The organism is Bacillus sp. ISL-7 (genome assembly GCF_018613065.1).
This window is the reverse complement of record NZ_JAGGQW010000046.1, coordinates 131,213-153,349: the sequence shown is the minus strand read 5'-3', so window position 1 is coordinate 153,349 and position 22,137 is coordinate 131,213. Positions and strand designations below refer to the sequence as shown.

Sequence of the window (22,137 nt, the reverse complement as noted above, 5' to 3'; positions counted from 1 at the left end):
CCTATAATTAAGCATGATCAAAATGTTCTTTTTAGTGAACTACGAAAAGAATCTGAAATAATAGAATAGGTACTAAGTAGATTTCAAGCCTGGCAGGGGGAAAAGATGAGCGCGATAGCCGGAATTTATCATTTAAACGATGAACCAATCAATTTTGAGCACGGAAATCGAATAATGAAAGAACTAGAAAAATATCCGGCTGATGATATTCAAACTTGGCATAGTAACAAAGTCTTCCTTGGCTGCCATGCACAATGGATTACACCGGAGTCTGTAGGCGAAAAACTTCCTTATTATGATCATGAAAGGAAGTTAGCCATTACAGCTGATGCGATTATTGATAATCGGGATGAATTATTTGAAAGATTACAAGTTGATAAAAGAAAAAGAAAAGAAATAACTGATAGTGAACTAATCTTGCTTTCTTATCATAAATGGGGAGAGGACTCTCCGAAGTATCTAGTTGGTGATTTTGCCTTTATGATTTGGGATGAAAACAAACAACAACTCTTTGGTGCAAGAGATCCATCTGGTTATAGGACACTTTACTATTTCAAGAATAATTCAAAGCTTACTTTCTGTACAACTATAGAACCCTTATTGTCCGTGCCTTATATTGAGAAGCAATTAAACGAAAATTATATTGCTGAATTTCTTGCAATCACTGGAATGATTGACACAGTAGATGCACGTATGACTCCTTTTAAAAATATAGATCAAGTGCCTCCATTTCATTCCATTTCTATTGTAGGGGGAAGAATTAACTTAAAAAGGTACGGTACCTTTACCCCAAAAGAGAAATTGAAATTAAAGTCAAACGAAGAATATGTAGAGGCATTTCAAGAGGTTTTTCAAAAAGCAGTAAACTGTAGGTTACGAACGTACCGTGAAGTAGGTTCTCAATTAAGTGGGGGATTGGATTCAGGTGCAATTGTAGGGTTTGCTGCAAAAGAGCTGCAAAAAAAAAATAAGACTCTACATACCTTCAGTTATATTCCACCAAAAGATTTCGTAGATTTCACACATAAACGATTAATGCCGGACGAGCGGCCGTTTATTAAGAAAACTGTTGAATATGTAGGAGGTATCTCTGACCATTATTATGATTTTGATGGGAGAAGTTCCTATACTGAAATCGATGAGTATCTTGATGTGATGGAAATGCCGTATAAATTTGCAGAAAACTCTTTCTGGTTAAGGGGCATATTTGAGAAAGCGCATGAAAAAGGCGTTGGAGTGCTTTTAAATGGTGATAAAGGTAATTCGACAATATCATGGGGTTCTGCACTTGATTATTATGCGATTCTATTAAAAAAGTTTAAGTGGCTGCGTCTTATTCAAGAATTACATTTTTATAGTTTGAAAACTGGTGGAGCCAGATTTCGATTACTCCCGGATATTGTTAAAATAGGCTTTCCCTTAATAAATCAAATGGCAGCAAGAAACGTGGAGGATCTTCCGGTTTTAATTAATTCCCGGTTCTCAGAGAGAACCGGCGTATTTTCAAAGTTAAATGAGTATGGAATTGATAGTTCCGGATGGTTAGTATCTAAAAATCTTTATGAACAAAGAAGAATCATATTTGATAATATATCCACTTGGAATTCTGGGAGTACTTTTAATGCCAAACTCTCATTACGATATAAACTCTGGAAACGCGATCCTACAAATGATCTTCGGGTGGTCCGCTATTGTTTTTCAGTACCTGAAGATCAATTTGTTCAAAATGGATTAGATCGGGCACTCATTCGAAGAGCAACAGAAAATATACTACCGGACCAAATCAGGTTAAACCAACGTGTCTGGGGTATCCAGGGTGCAGATTGGCTCCATCGAATGGTTCCATATTGGACTATGCTCATTGAAGAGGTTAAGGATCTACTCAAAAATTCAAGCGTGATGGAATTTTTTGATGAAGAGGTAATAAGGTTAGCATTGGCCAATAGTGAAAAGGGACTAAGACTGGAGAGTATGTCTAACCCCGACTATAGGATATTAATGAGAACAGTAATAGTGTATCGCTTAATAAAAAAATACTTTGAAAGGGGGTGATTAGATGAAAAGAGAATGGCAAAAACCGGTATTAGAAATGTTAGATGTGAAGATGACAATGCACAATGTTACTGGAAGCAAATATGATGCAGATTGGTCCAATGGACAGCCAATACCTACAGACTCAAATGGTCACCATTTAGATTCTAAGAGCTAATTGAGAAGAAATATTAAAATAATATTTTAAGAGACTGTTATTTATTCTGATCTATTTGAACCTCGTTTTTAGGAATTCATCTAGACAGTATTGGTTTGACTTACATAAAAGGCCCTTATATAGAGAAAATGATATAAGGGCTTTTTATATAATCAGGGATTCATTGGAGTGAATGTGATGGAGAAAGTTGCAAATGAAGTAATTTATAAGGCCTTTGGATTTTCGGTGAGAAGTAAAATCTCTCTCCCTGAGTTATTAATTGAAGATTTTTGTGGGGATTCTGTTGATATTGAAATAGGATTTAAGGATTTATCAGATTTATGGTTAGAATTATCCAATTCGCAAGGTAGATTTGTAATGAATGAAGCTTTAGTTATGTTTAAGGTTCTTAATACTGCTATTTTTCTTATCGAAGAAGGTAGACGAATTACTATTTCACCTCTGAATGAATATAAAGAAGATGAGATACGACTCTATGTATTGGGAAGTTGCATGGGGGCTATTTTGATGCAAAGAGGAATTCTCCCTTTACATGGGAGTGCTATCGCAATCAACGGAAAAGCTTACGCTATTATTGGTGATTCTGGGGCCGGAAAGTCTACACTGGCATCCGCATTTCTACATAAAGGATATCAATTGCTAACAGATGATGTGATTGGTGTTACTTTTACAAAGGAAAATGAACCAATGGTAATTCCATCTTATCCCCAACAAAAACTCTGGCAGAAAAGTTTAGATGAGTTTGGAATTGATAATAGGGATTTCAGACCTATTTATCAAAGAGAAACCAAGTTTGCCATTCCAATTAGAAACAAATTCTCCCCAACGCCACTACCACTAGCTGGTATATTCGAACTAGTATTAACTGAGAAAGAAGAAATAGAACTTAAACAAATTGACGGTCTTGCTCGATTACAAACACTTTTAATTCATACTTACAGGAATTCACTTATCCAAAACCTTGGCCTTTCTAATTGGCATTTTACTAATTCAACGAAGATTATTAATCAGATAAAAATGTACCAGTTACGGAGACCTCTAAATACATTTACGGCAAATGAGTTGGCTTCACTAATACTAAACTGTGTAAACAAGGAGAATGAAAAATGAAAATGTTAAGTGCAGATATACTCTCTATGGAAACAACAATTGTTCAAAGTCCAGGAAATATCATAAGTGATATGGATGGAGAGACAGTGATGATGAATATTGATAACGGAAAATACTACAATTTAGGTACAATTGGTGGATCTATTTGGGAAATATTAAAGACGCCTAGTTCTATCGCTAAATTAATTTCGAAATTAACTAACGAGTTTGATGTCGAAAATAGTGAATGCCAGAAAGAAGTCATCCCCTTTCTAGAACAATTATTAAATGAAAAGTTAATTATGATTGAAAAAGGTTTATAGAATTATCAGTGTTTAAATAGTAAGGAAGGGTTCGTGAAATGTGAGAAGGATATGGTTATTCTTAACTTCAGATGTTCAGATGAAAAATTTACTAATTGAAGCTTACATTCTATTGGCATGGGCACGTGTGTTAAAAGCCATCCCTTTCAGAAGGGTTTCCCCTTTTCTTGGATCTAAAATGAGTGAAACATCTTTTGAGATGGATGCAGCAAATATAAAATTAGTAAAACAAATATCACATGCAATCCATATTATGAGTAAATATACTTTTTGGGAAAGCAAATGTTTGGTAAAGGCAATTGCTTCTATGAAAATGCTGGAACGGCGCCAAATAGACTGTACACTCTATTTAGGGACTGGCAAAGATGAGAATGGAGAAATGATTGCTCATGCATGGTTAAGGAGTGGTCCGCTTTATTTGACAGGTGCAGAAGAAATGAAGAAATTCGTGATTGTTTATACATTTGCAAAAAAGTCGAGGTATTTATTAAATAAGGAGTAATTTACAGTGAAAAAATTCATTCTCGACGTGCGAGATGTTCCTAACGAATTATTACTTATACTTGAAATGTTAAAGAATGATAATGGTTGTATTCAAAAATATTTAATGGAAGAATACAATAATATAGATTGGAAAATGTTTTTGGATTTAACAATACATCATCGAGTTTTTCCATTACTAGCTTCTAAACTTCAAAGCTTTGATGATAGATTGATTCCCCAATTTGTGGTCCAAACAGTTAGTGATTTCTATAAGAAAAATATTTTCAAGATGCTCCAACTGAGTGGTGAAATGGATCAATTAGCAAAAGTATTTAATACTAATGATATAAAAGCTATCTTTTTAAAAGGTCCTATGCTTGGTTATGAAATCTATGGTGATATTTCGCATAGAACATGTGGAGATTTAGATTTACTAATTCCAATTGAAGATTTAGATACCATTCATAAGCTTATGGGGATTATAGGATATGAAAAAGATGATTATATACAAAGCGTTTTAGAAGATTGGAAATGGAGACATCACCATGTTACATATCACCATCCAACAAAAAATATTAAGGTAGAAATTCATTGGAGATTGAATCCGGGACCCGGAAAGGAACCAAGCTTCAACGAATTATGGGAACGAAAAAGAAAAAGCCTGTTTTCAAACAGTCCAATCTATTTCCTAGGTAGGGAGGATTTATTTTTATTTCTTGTTTCTCATGGTGCAAGACACGGCTGGTCACGTCTTCGTTGGTTAATAGATATTAACCGAATGATTGGACAGGGAATTGACTGGCAAGAAATTAATCTACTGGTGAAAAGATACAACAATTTCTATGTTGTTGGGCAAAGCATTATCTTATCATCACAACTGTTAAATGGCAAAGTAACTAAAGAAATGCGCATGTTTATAACCAATAATCAATCAAAATTATTGGCTCAGGAAGCAATATTTTATATTAGAAAAATGGTTAATTTACATAATGACCCTTTACCAAAAGATGTTTCTTCCTATCATGGGCGCCATTTATTTTCATTAATGTCACGGCAGCATAAGGTTTTATTTATTTTGAGTTATTTATATCCCTATCATATTGATACAGTTACATTACCACTACCCAAAAAACTTCATTTTTTATATTTTATATTAAGACCTTTTTTATGCTTATGGAGAAAAGTTAAGAAGCAAGAACTATCCTTGGAGGAACCAAAATGAAAGAAGCGATGCATTTTGTAAAACAGATTCATTCCTTTTCAGGGAAAATCCTATATTTTAACCTTGTGGCAATGATATTGATTAGCCTATTTGAAGGTGTAGGCATTTTTTTGCTACTACCCTTAATTAGTCTAACAAAAATTGTAGACCTAAATATACCTGATAGTTATTTAAACACTAAATTCTTTTCCATCTTTCAAGGTATTCCACAAAGTATGGGTTTATCAATAATCTTAGGTATATTCGTTGTAGTAATGATAGGACAAAGCTTTTTTCAAAGGAATCAAACAATATTAAATACAAAAATCCAACAGGGCTTTGCTCGTTATTTAAGAGAAGAAACCTATAAATTAATTTTATTAGCTAAATGGGGGTTTTTTCTGAAAAATAGGAAATCTGATCTCGTTAACTCAATGATTACGGAAACGGCTCGCGTTAGTGGAGGTGTTAATCTTTTTTTAAATTTTATCTCTGCCATCGTATTTACACTAATTCAAATTGGGATTGCTTGTTTATTATCGATAAAGATGACCATTTTTGTTACTACTTTTGGATTTTTATTGGTCCTTTTCTCACGTAAGTTTATTAAACAAACCAGTAAATTAGGACAAGATAATATTGAATTAGCACAAACATATATGGCGGGAATAACCGATCATTTCAACGGTATAAAAGATATAAAAAGTAACAACATAGAGGAGCATCACATTTCGTGGTTCAATAAACTAAACGAAAAAGTGGAAAAAAACGTAATTAGTACTGTGGATTTAAAAACAAAATCTAACTTTATCTATAAAGTAGTATCCGCATTTTTAATTGGTATTTTTATATTTATTTCTATAAAAATGTTCCAAGGACAGTCGGCTTCTTTGTTTCTAATTCTTATCATATTTTCTAGAATATGGCCCCGAATTACTGGGATACAGTCAAGTTTGGAACAGTTAGGTTCAGTATTGCCTTCATTTAAAAAACTCCTCGCTCTGCAAAAGCAATGTTTTGAGGACCAGGAGCTAAATGAAAGAATGATGCATAATATTAAGCCAATCCTAATCAAAAAAGGTTTAGAGTGTAATAATGTATATTTTAAATATAATAGAGAAGTGGAAACCTATGCATTAAAGAATGTAAACTTAAAATTTCCCACCAATCAAATGACAGCTATAGTGGGACCATCCGGTGCTGGTAAAAGCACATTAATTGATTTATTAATGGGGCTTAATCAGCCAGAAACGGGGGAGGTTTTAATTGATGGAAATAAATTATTAAGTGAAAATTTACTTTCATTGAGACGTTCAATCAGTTATGTACCGCAAGATCCATTTCTGTTTAATGCTTCTTTACGAGAAAATTTATTAATTATTAATAAAAATGCTAATGAGGAACAAATTTGGGGTGCACTAGAATTCGCGGCAGCTGCTTGTTTCGTTAGAAAGTTACCTAATGGACTAGATACTATCATCGGCGATAGAGGGATAAAGCTATCTGGAGGAGAAAGGCAGAGGCTTGTTCTAGCACGAGCAATTTTACGCAAACCCTCGATACTGATTTTAGATGAAGCAACAAGCGCATTGGACACCGAAAATGAATCCAAAATCCAGGAAGCTATTGAGCAACTTAAGGGAAAAATGACAATAATAGTTATAGCACATCGCCTGTCCACTATTCGAAATGCAGATCAAGTGGTAGTACTTGATCAAGGAGAGATTATCCAGCAAGGACAATTTAATCAGCTCGCTAGTGAAAACAAAGGAATGTTCAGTCGGTTGCTTAAAAAGCAATTAGAGGTGAGTGTTTAATAATTTTAATTTTTTGTAAATGAGACATTTTCCGGAAAATTTGATTTGACACGTTCTTTATAATGAACTAGTATAAAGAATAGAAAATACAATTTAATGCTTTTACAAGGTTTTAATAGAGTTTTATCAAACTTGTATTTTTTTTGTTTTACTTGTTCTCTATTCAGAACTAAATGTTCTTGAAAAAAGTCTCACATAAAAGGTGGTTTTATGGATAGTTTTCAAAAAATGAGCCAAGGAAATCAAAAACGGCCAAAGGAAATTAATCTGAAAGAATTGTTCCTTGTGATAAAAAGGCGTTTCATGGTCATTTCATTGGTGACCCTTATAGCTGGAATAGCGGGGTATATCTTAAATCAAGCCACAGTGGTCCCGTTATATCAGTCTTCATCTAGAATCATTATTGGTGCAGATGAAGAATCTAGAAAAACTCTACAAGTCATTGTAAGAGATTCTTCTATCCTAGACATCGTTCTTAAGAAATTAGACTTAAAAGAAACATCGGAACAATTGGCAAATCAAATTTCAGTAGCCAGTGTAGAGAGCTCTCAGGTAGTCAGCATAAGTGTATTGGATACTGACCCAGTTAGGGCAGCAAAAATTGCCGATACAACAGCTGAGGTTTTTAAAGTAGAAGTTCCCAAAATCGTGGAGCAAGACTATATTCGGATCCTATCCAAGGCAAAGGTAAATCCAGTTCCTATTAATCCAAAGACAAATAATAAGATGTTTTATGGAATAATTGGCGGTATTGTAGCTGGGATTGGATTAGCCTTCTTTTTAGAAACATTGGATGATAGAATCCGCTCCAAAAAAGAAATTGAAGAATTATTAGATGTCCCCGTATTAGGGAGAATACCAAAAATTAATAAAAGGAATATGAAAAAAGCAGCAAATAAAAGTAAATTTGAAGTAGAAATGAGGGGGGAGACCATTGATTATAAATAAAAGGACAACAAAGCAAACAAAAAAAAGGAGCCCCTTTGTTACCTACTATTATCCCGAATCTAAATTAGCAGATCAATTTCAAATGATTCAAACAAATATTAATTTTCTTATGTCTGAAAAAACGACTCAAACCTTCTTAGTGACCTCCCCTGAAGAGGGAGATGGAAAGTCGACAATCTTAGCCAACCTAGCTGTATCAATGGCACAACAGAAAAAGAAGGTTCTCTTAATTGATACAAATTTAAGAACCCCTGCATTACATGAATTCTTTCATACGGTTAATTCAACTGGATTGTCAGATTTATTGACAGGAAGGATGACCTTTAGTGAGGTTGTTTATCATACCGAGATATGGAGACTAGACTTACTGGCGTGTGGTTCAATTCCCAAAAATCCGGTTGAATTATTAGGCTCAAAAATGATGAAGGATCTGCTAGTAAAACTAAAAGAATCCTATGATGTTATTATACTTGATTCTTCAGCTCTTCTTAAACTACCGGATACAAAGCTGTTGGCAAATCTATGTGATGGTGTACTTTTGGTAGTTAAAAACGGCAAAACAAAACTCCAGAGTGCAACTGAAGCTAAAAAAGTGATAGAATTCGCAAAAGCAAGACTTATAGGTGTTATTTTAAATCAGTAGCTAACGAAAGCTTATTTTTTTTAATCTGGATGTTCTTAATTCAGAACGATAAGTGTATCTTATAAAAGATTTATCGTAGTGGAAATGTCTCCTGTCCATTATCAATGGAGGCACTCGGTCATGCTGTGGGTAAAGAGCCTTAGACGCTTGTCGTCGAAAGTGTGATGTGAGGACGGGTTAGATGCCCATAATAAAAATTTTTATTTATGTGCTCTTTTCGAAGAACCTATAATTAAAAATTTTTAAGGAAGTGTTGTTTTGAAGAATGATCATCATTATCCAAAATGTATCAAAAAGGCAGTTAGGTATATTAAACAGGATGCACCAAGAGCTCAACTGGATGAAATTAAGAAAGTAATAGACAATGCAATCCGAATTAGAACGAAAACAGCGACTTAAATTGTATTCGAGTAAACAATTTCTATTATTTTAACAGGGGGGGGTTATATGTCATATCGGCAACGATTATCCTTATTTATTTTTATAGATTCATGCATTGTATTAACAGCTATATTTATTAGCTGTTTTTTAGTGAATGGAACCATTCAGGTTATTACCTTTCCAATTGTATTAAGCTGTATTGTCATTTTATTAAGTCATTATTCTCTGTCATTTAAATTTCATTTGTACAAAAAAGCCTGGGAATATGCGAGTGTTGGAGAATTATTAAGTATATTAAAGATCGTGACAATTTCAGTCTTTCTTGCAGCAGTTGTCCAACAGGTGATTGTTCAGGAAATTTTTGTAAGACTATTGGCAGTAACGTGGTTACTTAATATGTCTATCATTGGAGGATCGCGTTTTTGCTGGCGAATGCTTCGGGATTCACATCTTAATAAAATCGATAATAAAATAAGAACGTTAATTGTCGGGGCAGGATCCGCTGGAACCATGGTCGCAAGACAATTATTACAAAATAATGAAGCAGACTTAATGCCAGTGGCATTTATCGATGATGATGCTAAAAAGCATAGACTTGATATTTTAGGGATACCCGTTGTTGGTAGCATTGACAAAATCGAGACTGCAGTTACGGACAATGATATTGAAAATATTGTAATTGCCATTCCTTCACTAAGCAAGAAGGAATTGAATACTATTTTTCTTGAATGTGCAAAAACAAACACTAAAACACAAATTTTGCCATTGCTAGAAGACTTAATGACAGGGAAAGTATCTGTTAGTCAATTTCGTGATGTACAGGTGGAAGATTTACTTGGAAGAGAGCCAGTTGAACTAGATGTGAATAGTATTTCAGATAATATCACGAATAAGGTGGTTTTAGTTACTGGTGCAGGAGGGTCTATTGGTTCAGAAATCTGTAGACAAATATCCATCTTTAATCCAAAGACACTTATTTTATTAGGGCATGGTGAAAATAGCATTTATTCCATTGAAATGGAATTAAATGAAGTGAATAAACATACTGAAATTGAATTTATTCCAGTGATTGCGGATATACAAGATGAAAAGAAATTGATGTCGGTAATGAGCGCATACCAACCTGATATAGTCTATCATGCGGCTGCACATAAACATGTACCTTTAATGGAAGCTAATCCAGAAGAGGCAGTCAAAAATAACATCATTGGAACAATGAATGTAGCAAAAGCTGCTAGCTGGAACGAAGTAAAGACCTTTGTTATGATCTCAACCGATAAAGCAGTGAACCCAACAAGTGTGATGGGTGCAGCAAAAAAACTTGCCGAAATGATTATCCAATATATGGACAAACATAGTGATACTAAATTTGTAGCCGTTCGTTTTGGAAATGTATTAGGTAGCAGAGGCAGTGTGATTCCCCTATTTAAGAAGCAAATTGAAAAGGGGGGACCAGTTACAGTTACCCACCCTGAAATGGTTCGTTACTTTATGACGATTCCAGAAGCATCACGGTTAGTGCTTCAAGCAGGTGCCCTTGCAAGTGGGGGAGAAATTTTTGTATTAGACATGGGCGAACCTGTTAAAATTGTAGATTTAGCTAAAAACCTCATCAAACTCTCTGGCAATTCTATTGAGGAAATAGGAATTGAATTTTCGGGTATAAGACCAGGGGAAAAGCTTTTTGAAGAATTATTAAAGGAGGATGAGGTTAACGAGCAGCAAATTTATCCAAAGATTTATATTGGAAAAACTTCTGAACTATTAATAAAAGAAATAGAGGAAATTATACAAACCTACCCTAGCCTTGGTAAGGACGAAATTAGGGAAAGACTAATCGATCTTGCTAACTATAAAGTAACGCCAAAATCTAAGATATCAGTGCCAGTTTAAAGGAGTGGGATTTATTCAAACAACAATTGAATTCGCCTGAAGCGTAAGGATCTAAGAAGTTAATTATTGAATATCTATCTGCTACTCTAGACAAGGAACTGATTAAATAAACCCTGTGAAGGATCGGGTGTAATACTCTGAAAGGACCTTTTGTATGACTGTCCTCTGGATCAATCTTGCTATCGTATTTTTATGTTCATTACTTTCGCGTTATTTTTCAAGAACTCTAGTATTACATGGTTCATTAGTGTCATTAAAACCAAATAAATTATTTGCTTTGGTTACTATAATATCTTTTATTTTAGTTTCTGGACTACGTAATAATATAGGAGATACCCCCTTCTATATACATACCTACAATATTACTGATTTTACTTGGGAGTTAGTTAAATCTCAAGATGATATTGGATTTGCAGTTCTTCAAATGATTTTAAAAAGATATTCGAACGATCCACAAATTCTAATATTAACTACTGCTTTAATAACGAATGTTCTTATCATTATTGGTTTATATAAATATTCTAGATTATTTGAATTAAGTATCTATGTTTATATAACAGGCGGCTTGTTTTTAGTCACAATGAATGGGATTAGACAATGTCTCGCAACAGCAATTATTTTTACTGGTACTAAATATTTAATTGAGGGTAATTGGTTTAAATATATAGTAATAGTAATTTTTGCATCGCTTTTCCACCAAAGTGCACTTATCTTAATTCCTATTTATTTTTTAGTAAGGTATAAAGCTTGGTCAAAGGCAACTTTAATCCTATTACTCTTTTCGGTACTAATTGTTTTAGGTTTTAATCAGTTTTCAAGTGTTCTATTTTCTGCCATCAAGGATAGTCAATACGGTGTATATAGCAGCTTTAATGAAGGCGGAGCAAATATTTTAAGGGTAATAATTTTTGCAATTCCACTCGTAATTGCTTTCTTTGGTAGAGAAAAGCTGAGAGAAATATATCCAGAAAGTGACATTATTGTAAATATGGCAATAATCGGTCTGTCATTTATGATTATTTCAATGGGAAACTGGATTTTTGCCAGGTTTAATATTTATTTTGAACTTTACCAAATAATCATACTCTCATGGATCGTAAAGGTTTTTAGAAAAAAAGACCAAAAGCTTGTATATTATGCAATAATAATATGCTATTTAGCATATTTTTTCTATGAAAGTGTAATTAATTTAAATATAGTATATAGAAGTAATTACTTAGGATAATGAAAGTTCACATCAATGAATCATATTATTATAAATTATAGGAGGGAATAAATGGCGATATTAATTACTGGAGGAGCCGGGTATATTGGTAGTCACACATGCGTTGAATTACTAAATGCAGGCTATGAAATTGTGGTCTTGGATAATTTTATTAATAGCAAGCCTGAAGTAATTAAAAGAATAACAGAAATAACAGGTCGTTCTTTTAAATTTTATGTTAATGATTTGTTGGATGAAAACAGTTTGGATGAGGTTTTTTTAGAAAATAATATTGAGGCAGTTATTCATTTCGCAGGCTTGAAAGCAGTTGGAGAATCGGTATATCTTCCACTTCAATATTATCATAACAATATTACTAGTACCCTAGTCTTATGCGAGACGATGAAAAAATATAATGTGAAAAAATTAGTATTCAGTTCATCTGCAACGGTTTATGGAGTACCGGAACGATTCCCCATTTCTGAGGATAGCCCATTAGCAGCGCTAAATCCTTATGGGCGTACAAAGCTTATAATTGAGGGGATTTTACAAGATCTTTATGTATCAGATAATAACTGGAGTATTTCTATATTGAGATATTTTAACCCAATTGGTGCTCATGAGAGTGGACAAATTGGTGAAGATCCAAATGGCGTTCCCAATAATCTTATGCCTTATATCGCACAAGTGGCTATTGGAAAACTAGAGGAACTCAATGTTTTTGGTAATCAATACCCGACAAAGGATGGAACGGGTGTAAGAGACTATATTCATGTTGTTGATTTAGCCTTAGGACATTTGAGAGCTTTAGAAAAGATTACATATTCAACAGGTGTTGAAGTATACAATCTAGGTACTGGAAAAGGATATAGTGTCTTAGAAATGATTGCTGCATTTGAAAAAGCTTCAAGTAAAAATATTCCCTATAAAATAACTGATGCAAGACATGGTGATGTAGCTGTTTGCTACGCAGATCCAGTAAAAGCGGAGAAGAATCTGGGCTGGGTTGCTAAAAAAGGAATAGACGAGATGTGTGAAGATGCTTGGCACTGGCAGACTAAAAATCCAAACGGATACGAAAAAAATCAAGATTTAGAAAGTCCTCACTTCATTCTAAGTGAGGACTTTTTAATTAGAAATGAATAATGATTCTAAAGAGAGGTTAATAAAATGTCTTTATCTGAACATTTAACCCAACAGAAACTTCAAGCAATCTTGAGCAATATTTGTGTTATGGGAAAAGAGACAGAAAACATCCAGGTCAAAGATTTTATTGAAGAAATAAAAAAACAATTATTAGCTGATTCCAAATAGCTCGGGAGGTAATAACATGAAAAGGCTATTTGACTTTACGGTTTCTTTAATCCTATTTGTTGGTCTTTCTCCCATTTTTATCGTAATTGCATGGTTAGTAAAAATGAAGCTCGGTGCTCCAATTATCTTTAAACAAGAACGACCTGGTTTATATGGGAATACTTTTTATTTATATAAGTTCAGAACCATGACAGACGAAAAAGATGATCAAGGTCAATTGATGCCAGACTATATCAGGTTAACATCTTTTGGAAGATTCCTTCGTAAATATAGCTTAGATGAATATCCACAATTATGGAATGTAATAAAAGGGGATTTAAGCTTAGTCGGACCAAGACCATTACTCGTTAATTACCTGCCGCTCTATACAAAAGAGCAATCTTTAAGGCACAACGTAAGACCTGGGATAACGGGGTGGGCACAAGTGAATGGGAGAAATGCTTTATCTTGGGAAGAAAAATTTAGATTGGATGTTTGGTATGTAAAGAACCGAACTTTCATCCTTGATTTGAAAATATTAATTCTTACAGTATATAAAGTTCTTGTATCGGATGGGATCAATCAACCAGGGAGTGCGACGGTGGAGAGTTTTAAGGGATCAAATTCATCAATTGGCGGGGGGAGTTCATGAATATTTTCGTGATAGGACACGGAGGCCACAGTAAGGTTGTTTCAGATATAATTCGGACCAATAACAATTATCAAATTATTGGTTATTTGGATAATAAGTATGAAGGAGTTCAAATGATCAATAACGAATTTTGTGGACCTATTAGAGCAGCGAGGCAACTTATTGAAGACTTTACAGATGTAAAATTTGTAATAGCCATTGGGGATAACAAGGTAAGAAAAGCAATCGTTGAGGAGCTTGCCTTTACCTTAGAACACTTTGTAACACTGATTCACCCTTTGGCCAGTATTAGCCCAACTGCAAAAATCGGCCCTGGTACAGTTGTTATGCCGTATGCAGTCATTAATGCAGATGCTGTTATTGGGAATCATTGCGTCATCAATTCATGCTCAGTTGTTGAGCACGATAGTAGACTAGAAGATTTTGTTCACCTCTGTCCAAATAGCACAATTGCTGGTACCGTGGAAATACGTGAGGGTTCAAGTGTGGGAAGTGGAGCAACGATTATTCCAAACAAAAAAATAGGTAAATGGACAATGATTGGTGCAGGAGCAACTGTAATCGATCATCTTCCAGATAGTTGTCTAGCTGTGGGTACACCTGCCAAGGTGAAAATGAATAATAAAGTGAATGCGGGGTGAAGGTCATTGGGTCAAACAACCTATAAAAAAAGGATCTTTCTGTCCTCTCCACATATGAGTGGGAAGGAGCATAAATATATAAATGAAGCATTTGAAACCAATTGGATTGCTCCTCTTGGACCAAATGTGGATGCTTTTGAAGAGGAAATAGCTCAATACGTGGGAGCCAGTGAAGCGGTCGCCGTTAGTTCAGGAACGGCAGCCATTCATCTGGCTCTTTCTTTATTAGAGGTGGGAAACGGTGATAAGGTATTTTGTTCGAGTCTTACCTTTATAGCTAGTGCCAATCCAATTATTTATCAGGGGGCCGAACCGATTTTTATTGATTCAGAACCTGAAACCTGGAATATGTCCCCACAGGCTTTAGAAAGAGCTTTTTATGATGCAATACAAGATGGGAATCTTCCGAAGGCAGTAATTGTTGTAAATTTGTATGGTCAAAGTGCCAAAATGGAAGAAATTTCAGCCATCTGTGATCAATATGGAGTTCCCATCATTGAAGATGCAGCAGAATCAATTGGTGCTTTGTACAAAGGAAAAGCAAGTGGAACGTTTGGTAAGTTTGGTGTCTTTTCCTTTAATGGGAACAAGATTATTACAACTTCAGGAGGCGGAATGCTTGTTTCGGATGATCGAGAGGCGTTACAAAGGGCAAGATTCTTAGCTACACAAGCAAGGGATGCGGCGCCTCACTACCAACACAGTCAAATTGGATTCAACTATAGATTGAGTAACATTTTAGCTGGGATCGGTAGGGCGCAATTAGAAGTACTGGATGAAAGAATTGCTGCAAGAAGAACGATTTTTCAACGATACTATGATGAACTTTCCAGCTTAGCTGGTATTACGTTTATGCCTGAGTTAAAAGATACTTTTTCTAATCGATGGCTAACAGCATTAACAATTAATGAGAAAGAGGCTGGAATTTCTGTATCAGAGATACTGAGTTCATTAAGTGCGGAAAACATTGAAGCACGACCGGTTTGGAAGCCACTTCACCTTCAGCCTGTATTCAAAGAAAGGAATTATTATCCTCATAATGAACAAGAAAGTGTTTCAGAAGACCTCTTTAAAAACGGGTTGTGCTTGCCATCAGGGTCGAATATGACTATGGAGGATATAGAAACTGTCATTCACCATATTAAACAAACAGTTATTGTAAGGAAGGAAAGAGCGGATATGTTTAATATTTAGTATTTATTTTATGAAAAACGGGGTATGAGTCGTGATCGGAAAAACGATGTATGAATTTCGGAAGCAAAAGGGGCTAACTTTGTCCGAATTAGCCAAACGCACTAAAATATCTAAGTCGTACTTAAGTAATATTGAACGTGATCTAAATCGGAATCCTTCTATTGATGTAGTAAAAAGAATTGCTACAGTGTTAGATGTGGAATTAGACATATTTTTAAGTATAGAAAAAACGAATGACGTTCCGCAAGTAGTAGATCAAGATTTAATTGATTTTGCAGCACAATTAAAGGAAACAGGAATTGAAATAGAACAAATTAAAGATTATAAAACTTTGTTTGAATTTATTAAATGGAAAAATCAAAACTCAAGAATAGAAAAAAACTGAGGTAAGCGACATGGAGTATATTAATAAGATTCCTAAGACAATCCATTACTGCTGGTTTGGTAGAAAAGAAAAACCTGTAATTGTAAAAAAATGTATAGAGAGCTGGAAAAAGTATCTACCACAATATGAAATTTTAGAATGGAATGAAAGTAATTTTAATATCGATTTAAATTCATATGTGAAAGAAGCCTACAACGCAGGGAAATATGCTTTTGTCAGTGATTACGTTCGAGTGTTCGCTCTCTATTATTATGGTGGGATTTATCTAGATACAGATGTTGAGGTGTATAAACCCTTTGATGATCTTTTGCATCTTCCTTCTTTTTGGGGATTTGAACAAGAGAACTTTATCGCAACAAGCACGATCGGAGCGGAAAAGGGAAATGCCTTAATAAAGGAATTTTTAGATTCATATAATGAGAAAAATTTCATTAGAAATGATGGTACGTTTAATCAATTAACCAATGTAGCTATTATTACTAAGTTACTTGAGGATAAAGGATTAAAATCAAATGGCCAATACCAGGAAATTAATGATATGGGAGTTTTTTACCCTCAGACTTACTTTTCTCCTTATGATTATATAAATTGCCAAACATTCATTACTGAAAAAACATATACCATCCATCATTTTTATAAAAGTTGGCTGCCACCAGGGAAAAGAATAAAAGGAAAAATAAAATTTATCCTGTCAAAACTAATAGGTGGTCACAATATTGCTAGATTAAGAAAAATATATCGGTAAGTCAGTTTTTTAAGGAGAATAATCATGGTCAATATTGGCAAAAAAATAATTCTGACACTTATATCCGAAAGTAAAAAACGTGGTTTTTTTATTATGATTCTCATGAATTTATCCCACTTGGTGGGGATTATAAGGGGTTTTTTTTATAAAATCATTTATTTTAAAAATATTAGGTCATCTATCTTTTCTCTTCAAGCCAATAGTAAGATAGAGGTTTTTAATATACAGGCAAAAATTTATATTGGAAAGTTTGTTTTTATAAGGAAGAATGCCAGCATTCGGATCGATTTTGATGGTGTACTAAACATAGGGAATAATGTTTTTATAAATGACAATTGTAATATTAATTGTGTGAACCGAATCACGATTGGAAAAAACACCAAAATAGCTCCTAACGTTTGTATTAACGACCATGATCATAATTATAAAAAAAATTCCTCTGACCATTTAGTGAGGGGAGAAGTAACAATTGGTGATAACGTCTGGATAGGTGCGAATGTCGTCATATTAAGGAATACCCATATTGGTGATAATGTGGTTGTTGCTGCTGGAAGTGTTGTTAAAGGAATCGTACCACCTAATACAATATTCTTAAATAAAAGAGAGACGGAATTTAAACAATATAAAAGTAAAGACAAGGTAGTGCAGTTTAGCGTTTAAAGGTGAGGATAGAGATGAAAAAGAATATTTTAATTTCTGTTTATAATATGGAAATTGGCGGAATTGAAAGAAGTTTAATTAATATGTTGGAAAGCTTTGACTATCAAAAGTTCAATGTTGATCTTTTAATCTTTCATCATGTTGGCGAGTTTATGAGTTTGATCCCTAAGTCAGTAAATATTTTACCTCAGGTAGGAAGTTACTCTGTTTTTCGTAAATCAGTTACTCTTTGCATTAAAGAAAGACAGTATTCATTAGCTTTTATTAGGGTTCTATCCAAGTATTTAGCAAAAATAAAATCCAAAGCTAGAGACCTGGAAGAGGGAGCCGGATATATACAAATGCAGCTAACTCAAAAATACTCCTCCTTCTTATTACCAAAGCTTGATAAAGAATACGATGTAGCAATCAGCTATGCGTGGCCACATGATATCATTGCAGATAAGGTAAAAGCTAAGAAAAGAATTGCTTGGGTTCATACTGATTATAGCAAGTTGGAAATTGATAATGAGTTGGACCTTAAAGTTTGGAATGAATTTGATTATATTGCTTCAGTATCGGATGCATGCAGGGAGGCATTTTTATCTACCTATCCAACCTTGATAGATAAAATGATGGTTGTAGAAAATATAACTTCACCTAATTTCATAAAGAAAATGGCGGAGGAAGAGCTGCCACTTAATCAAGAAAAATCTAAAACCTTTAATCTTGTCTCTGTAGGTAGGTTATCGTATGTCAAAGGGTTTGATTTGGCAATACAAGCTCTTAAACTGCTGCATGACAAAGGGTTAACCAATATTAAGTGGTACATTATCGGTTATGGCGGATACGAGAAGGAATTGACAGATTTAATTTCCAAACATGATTTAAAAGATAGTTTTATCCTTTTAGGTAAAAAAACAAATCCTTATCCTTATATAAAAAATTGTGATTTATATGTTCAACCGTCTAGATATGAAGGAAAAGCAGTAACGGTTTCTGAAGCTAAAATTCTAGGAAAACCAATTCTAATTACAAATTATCCAACAGCATCTAGCCAAATTGAAAATGGGATTGAAGGAATCATCTGTGATTTAAGTGTTCCAGGTTTAGCGAAAGGGATAGAGGAGTTTTATCGTAATCAAGAATTGAAGAATACTTTAGTTAACAATATAAGAAATAAAGACTACAGCAATAGTTATGAACTAGATAAGCTCTATAAAATCATTAGTTAGTAAAAATAAGATTAATAGAACAAACAAAATAGGCAGTTCCAGAATTAAATACTGTAGGTTTATGTCGAAGGGTTGTGCTTTAATAAGAACGATTTGTGAGTTATAATTTAAAAAAGAGAAATACCGATAACCATAAAAATAATGTATATATTTTTTTTGTAATTACGTTCATTATAATGAACAGTTTCTGATGATTAAGTTAAAACTCATTTTTTACTTTAAACCTGATAATATTGAATACTGGGGTTAAAGATTATTAATTTTAAGGTGTGACTAAATTGAAGGATACAATAAAAAAGCTTCGGGTTCTTTTTAATAAAAGAGATAAGAAAAAGTTTTTATTACTTTTTTTTATGATGATCGTTGCGGCTGTATTTGAAACAGTGGGGATTGGTTTAATTGTTCCTTTTGTTGGAATTGTTACAAATCCTACTATGATACATGAACAATCCATCCTATCATATGTATACGAAATGTTAAACTTCAAATCAACGAATGCTTTTATTTTATTTGGTGTTGTCTTTCTATTAACAGTTTTTATGATTAAAAATGCCTACCTATTGTTATTTTACTATGTACAATATAGAGTTATTTTTAATCAAAAAGTAAAACTATCGAGTGCATTGTTTAAGGCGTATTTAACAAAACCATATACATTTCACTTGCTGCGAAATTCCTCAGAATTATTAAGAAATGTAAATGGAGAAGTAACGAAAGTTTTCGATGGTATTATATTATCGAGTTTTCAGTTGCTAACGGAAATACTAGTCATCATTTCTATACTTACGTTACTAATAGTTACAGCACCGGTAGCTACATTTACGTCCGGTATTTTGTTGGGTGGAAGTGTTCTGGTTTTCTTTAAGATTTTCCGCAATAAGATAACTCATTTAGGAAAAGAAGAACAAAGAGTAAGTCGTGAGCTGATTAAATCGATAAATCAAGGATTAGGGGCAAGTAAAGAAGTTAAGGTTTCTGGAAAAGAAAGTTACTTTGTGAATTCGTATGCTAAACAAAGTCAAATCATGGCAAACAATAATATTTATAAAAGAATGTTAGATCAAATACCAAGGCTTTTTATCGAGACAATATTAGTAGCAGTTGTCCTTATTACGATGATTATAATTGTATTTCAAGGGACAGATACGAATACATTAGTGGCCACTATGTCATTATTTGCAATGGCTGCTTTTCGTCTTATGCCTTCTATAACTAGAATCGTTGCAATGCTAACAACCATTCGTTTTAGTCAACCAGCTTTGACGGTAATTTATAATGATTTGATTAAAGATAATAGATGCAAATACCCAATATATGAAGATGCGACCATTGATTTAAAACCAGTAAAGGTGAATAGTGGTGAAAAAACATTCCTTAATTCGATTAAATTAGAAAACGTACATTTTCGTTATCCAAATCAAGAGGAATATTCCATTAAAAGTCTATCATTAACAATTCCAATTGGGAATTCAGTTGCCTTTGTTGGAACTTCTGGTGCTGGTAAAACCACTATTGTTGATATAATACTAGGACTATTTGAACCTGAGAAAGGTCGAGTATCAGTTGATGGGAAAAATCTAAATGAACTCATGTCAATATGGCAAAATAAGATTGGCTATATCCCACAATCCATTTATTTATCCGATGATACAATCCGAAAAAATGTAGCATTTGGAATCACGGATAAACTGATTGACGAAGCTGCTGTTCATAGGGCAATTGAAGATGCACAGTTAAAGGATTTTATTAATACTCTCCCAGAAGGATTAGATACTGTTGTTGGAGAGAGAGGGGTTAGGCTCTCTGGAGGACAACGTCAACGAATCGGGATTGCTAGAGCATTGTATCATAATCCGGAAATTATCTTTTTAGATGAAGCAACATCTGCTTTAGATAACGATACAGAAAAAGAGATTATGAAATCAATAGATGGTCTGAAAGGCGACAAAACATTAATTATTATTGCTCATAGACTAAGTACAATTGAAAACTGTGACATGGTTTTTAAAGTGGATAAAGGTAAGTTAATATCAGTAGATAACAAACTTAAACAGTCAATTTAAAAGTATTACAAATACATTGAAGGGAGGAAAAAGATGCTTCCGAAAATCAGCGTGGTTATCCCAGTATATAATGTTGAAAATTATTTACACCGTTGTGTTGATAGTGTACTAAATCAAACCTTTCAAGATTTTGAAATTATCCTAATTGACGACGGTTCTAAGGATCATTCGGGCAAAATTTGTGATGAGTACGCGCAAAAAGATAAACGGATAAAGGTTTTTCACAAAAAAAATGCCAGAGTTTCAGCAGCTAGAAATGACGGGATTAAAATGGCAAAAGGTAAATTTATAAGTTTTATTGATTCAGATGATTGGATAGAACCTGAAATGTATCAGGAGATGATTAATCGAGCTGAAAAATTAAATTTAGATTTTATTATGTGTGACTACAAAAAAAGATCAAACGATTATGAAGATATACGAACACAACCCATTCGGGGAGGGTATTATTCAAAACATGACATAAAAAATGAACTGTTCCAATGTTTAATCATGTTTGAAAGCATTGAATATCCACCTACCATATCAAACTGGGTTTGTTTATTTAATTTGGAATTTCTAAAAAAAAACACTTTATACTATGATGAAGATATACATTACGATGAAGATTCTATATTTGGCTCAAAGATTATGTATCATGCAACTAATTTCTACTATTTGAAAGATCATCATTTTTATAACTACTTTTATAATCCAAATTCTACTACCAATACGTATAATGAAAAAAAGTGGAATTCCTTCCTTAAAATTAATGAAAGGTTAGTAAAGTATTTTGGAAATACTATTGAATATGACTTTTCAAGACAAATAAAAATTAATATGTTGTATTTTGCGTTAAGTGCATTAGGACAAATAAAATACTCCGAGAACGACCGGCAAGAAAGAATAAATATGATTAAAAGAATTATGTATTACCCTAAAGTTACGGAAATATTTAAGGACTTTAAATTACCAAACGTTTCTTGGAAGACGAAAGTTATTATACTTTTAATAAAATTTAAAATGGTTAGACTGTATAGTTTATTGGTACTGAATAGTCAAAGGCCTGGCACATTACACTTTACTGATGAGTTACTGGATAAATAAATAACAATAGAAG

At 33.5% G+C, this 22,137-nt stretch carries 23 protein-coding genes; all 23 read left to right on the top strand.

Features of this window, described 5'->3' with window-relative positions:
• Window positions 1–105: 105 nt before the first annotated feature.
• The 23 genes from J7E66_RS18740 (at window position 106) to J7E66_RS18630 (ending at window position 22,124) form a co-directional block, all read left to right on the top strand.
• Window positions 106–2,052, top strand: coding sequence for a lasso peptide isopeptide bond-forming cyclase (locus J7E66_RS18740; protein ID WP_215002601.1), 1,947 nt, complete (start codon window positions 106–108; stop codon window positions 2,050–2,052).
• A 4-nt stretch (window positions 2,053–2,056) separates the two neighbouring features.
• On the top strand, window positions 2,057–2,209 hold the full coding sequence (locus J7E66_RS18735) for a paeninodin family lasso peptide (protein ID WP_215002599.1): 153 nt from the start codon (window positions 2,057–2,059) through the stop codon (window positions 2,207–2,209).
• Window positions 2,210–2,386: 177 nt separating this feature from the next.
• Window positions 2,387–3,319, top strand: coding sequence for a phosphoenolpyruvate carboxykinase (ATP) (locus J7E66_RS18730; protein ID WP_215002597.1), 933 nt, complete (start codon window positions 2,387–2,389; stop codon window positions 3,317–3,319).
• A 2-nt stretch (window positions 3,320–3,321) separates the two neighbouring features.
• On the top strand, window positions 3,322–3,621 hold the full coding sequence (locus J7E66_RS18725) for a lasso peptide biosynthesis PqqD family chaperone (protein WP_215002737.1): 300 nt from the start codon (window positions 3,322–3,324) through the stop codon (window positions 3,619–3,621).
• Window positions 3,622–3,700: 79 nt separating this feature from the next.
• On the top strand, window positions 3,701–4,123 hold the full coding sequence (locus J7E66_RS18720) for a lasso peptide biosynthesis B2 protein (RefSeq protein WP_215002735.1): 423 nt from the start codon (window positions 3,701–3,703) through the stop codon (window positions 4,121–4,123).
• A gap of 66 nt (window positions 4,124–4,189) precedes the next feature.
• Window positions 4,190–5,326 (top strand): nucleotidyltransferase domain-containing protein, encoded by a 1,137-nt coding sequence (locus J7E66_RS18715; protein WP_215002733.1) that lies wholly within the window; start codon window positions 4,190–4,192, stop codon window positions 5,324–5,326.
• Window positions 5,323–7,122, top strand: a complete 1,800-nt coding sequence (locus J7E66_RS18710; RefSeq protein ID WP_215002595.1) for an ABC transporter ATP-binding protein — start codon at window positions 5,323–5,325, stop codon at window positions 7,120–7,122. The genes J7E66_RS18715 and J7E66_RS18710 overlap by 4 nt, the downstream gene beginning before the upstream one ends.
• Window positions 7,123–7,332: 210 nt before the next feature.
• A complete protein-coding gene (locus tag J7E66_RS18705; protein ID WP_215002593.1) occupies window positions 7,333–8,070 on the top strand; it encodes a YveK family protein in 738 nt (245 codons plus the stop codon).
• Window positions 8,057–8,713: a CpsD/CapB family tyrosine-protein kinase gene (locus J7E66_RS18700; RefSeq protein WP_251032995.1), complete on the top strand. Its 657-nt coding sequence runs from the start codon at window positions 8,057–8,059 to the stop codon at window positions 8,711–8,713. The genes J7E66_RS18705 and J7E66_RS18700 overlap by 14 nt, the downstream gene beginning before the upstream one ends.
• A 258-nt stretch (window positions 8,714–8,971) precedes the next feature.
• Window positions 8,972–9,112 carry a hypothetical protein gene (locus tag J7E66_RS18695; RefSeq protein WP_215002591.1) on the top strand — a complete coding sequence of 47 codons (141 nt, stop codon included), beginning with the start codon at window positions 8,972–8,974 and terminating at the stop codon, window positions 9,110–9,112.
• 48 nt (window positions 9,113–9,160) lie between these two features.
• Window positions 9,161–10,987 (top strand): polysaccharide biosynthesis protein, encoded by a 1,827-nt coding sequence (locus tag J7E66_RS18690; RefSeq protein ID WP_215002589.1) that lies wholly within the window; start codon window positions 9,161–9,163, stop codon window positions 10,985–10,987.
• 154 nt (window positions 10,988–11,141) lie between these two features.
• Entirely contained in the window at window positions 11,142–12,212 is a 1,071-nt protein-coding gene (locus J7E66_RS18685) for an EpsG family protein (RefSeq protein WP_215002587.1), read from the top strand.
• A gap of 51 nt (window positions 12,213–12,263) precedes the next feature.
• Window positions 12,264–13,337, top strand: coding sequence for a UDP-glucose 4-epimerase GalE (galE, locus tag J7E66_RS18680; protein WP_215002585.1), 1,074 nt, complete (start codon window positions 12,264–12,266; stop codon window positions 13,335–13,337).
• A gap of 24 nt (window positions 13,338–13,361) precedes the next feature.
• Complete coding sequence (locus J7E66_RS18675; RefSeq protein WP_215002583.1) at window positions 13,362–13,505, top strand: YwzD family small protein; 144 nt, start codon at window positions 13,362–13,364, stop codon at window positions 13,503–13,505.
• A gap of 16 nt (window positions 13,506–13,521) precedes the next feature.
• Window positions 13,522–14,136 carry a sugar transferase gene (locus tag J7E66_RS18670; RefSeq protein ID WP_215002581.1) on the top strand — a complete coding sequence of 205 codons (615 nt, stop codon included), beginning with the start codon at window positions 13,522–13,524 and terminating at the stop codon, window positions 14,134–14,136.
• The gene (locus J7E66_RS18665; RefSeq protein WP_215002579.1) at window positions 14,133–14,777 is read left to right on the top strand and encodes an acetyltransferase; all 645 of its coding nucleotides are present in this window, start codon (window positions 14,133–14,135) and stop codon (window positions 14,775–14,777) included. Before J7E66_RS18670 ends, J7E66_RS18665 begins: the two co-directional genes overlap by 4 nt.
• 54 nt (window positions 14,778–14,831) lie before the next feature.
• The gene (locus J7E66_RS18660) at window positions 14,832–15,971 is read left to right on the top strand and encodes a DegT/DnrJ/EryC1/StrS family aminotransferase (protein ID WP_215002729.1); all 1,140 of its coding nucleotides are present in this window, start codon (window positions 14,832–14,834) and stop codon (window positions 15,969–15,971) included.
• 31 nt (window positions 15,972–16,002) lie between these two features.
• Window positions 16,003–16,356: a helix-turn-helix domain-containing protein gene (locus tag J7E66_RS18655; protein WP_215002577.1), complete on the top strand. Its 354-nt coding sequence runs from the start codon at window positions 16,003–16,005 to the stop codon at window positions 16,354–16,356.
• Window positions 16,357–16,366: 10 nt separating this feature from the next.
• Window positions 16,367–17,101: a glycosyltransferase family 32 protein gene (locus J7E66_RS18650; protein WP_215002575.1), complete on the top strand. Its 735-nt coding sequence runs from the start codon at window positions 16,367–16,369 to the stop codon at window positions 17,099–17,101.
• A 24-nt stretch (window positions 17,102–17,125) separates the two neighbouring features.
• The gene (locus tag J7E66_RS18645; protein ID WP_215002573.1) at window positions 17,126–17,761 is read left to right on the top strand and encodes an acyltransferase; all 636 of its coding nucleotides are present in this window, start codon (window positions 17,126–17,128) and stop codon (window positions 17,759–17,761) included.
• A gap of 14 nt (window positions 17,762–17,775) precedes the next feature.
• Complete coding sequence (locus J7E66_RS18640) at window positions 17,776–18,975, top strand: glycosyltransferase (protein ID WP_215002571.1); 1,200 nt, start codon at window positions 17,776–17,778, stop codon at window positions 18,973–18,975.
• Window positions 18,976–19,244: 269 nt separating this feature from the next.
• Window positions 19,245–21,038, top strand: a complete 1,794-nt coding sequence (locus J7E66_RS18635; protein WP_308162545.1) for an ABC transporter ATP-binding protein — start codon at window positions 19,245–19,247, stop codon at window positions 21,036–21,038.
• A gap of 33 nt (window positions 21,039–21,071) precedes the next feature.
• The gene (locus J7E66_RS18630; protein WP_215002567.1) at window positions 21,072–22,124 is read left to right on the top strand and encodes a glycosyltransferase family 2 protein; all 1,053 of its coding nucleotides are present in this window, start codon (window positions 21,072–21,074) and stop codon (window positions 22,122–22,124) included.
• Window positions 22,125–22,137: the final 13 nt, after the last annotated feature.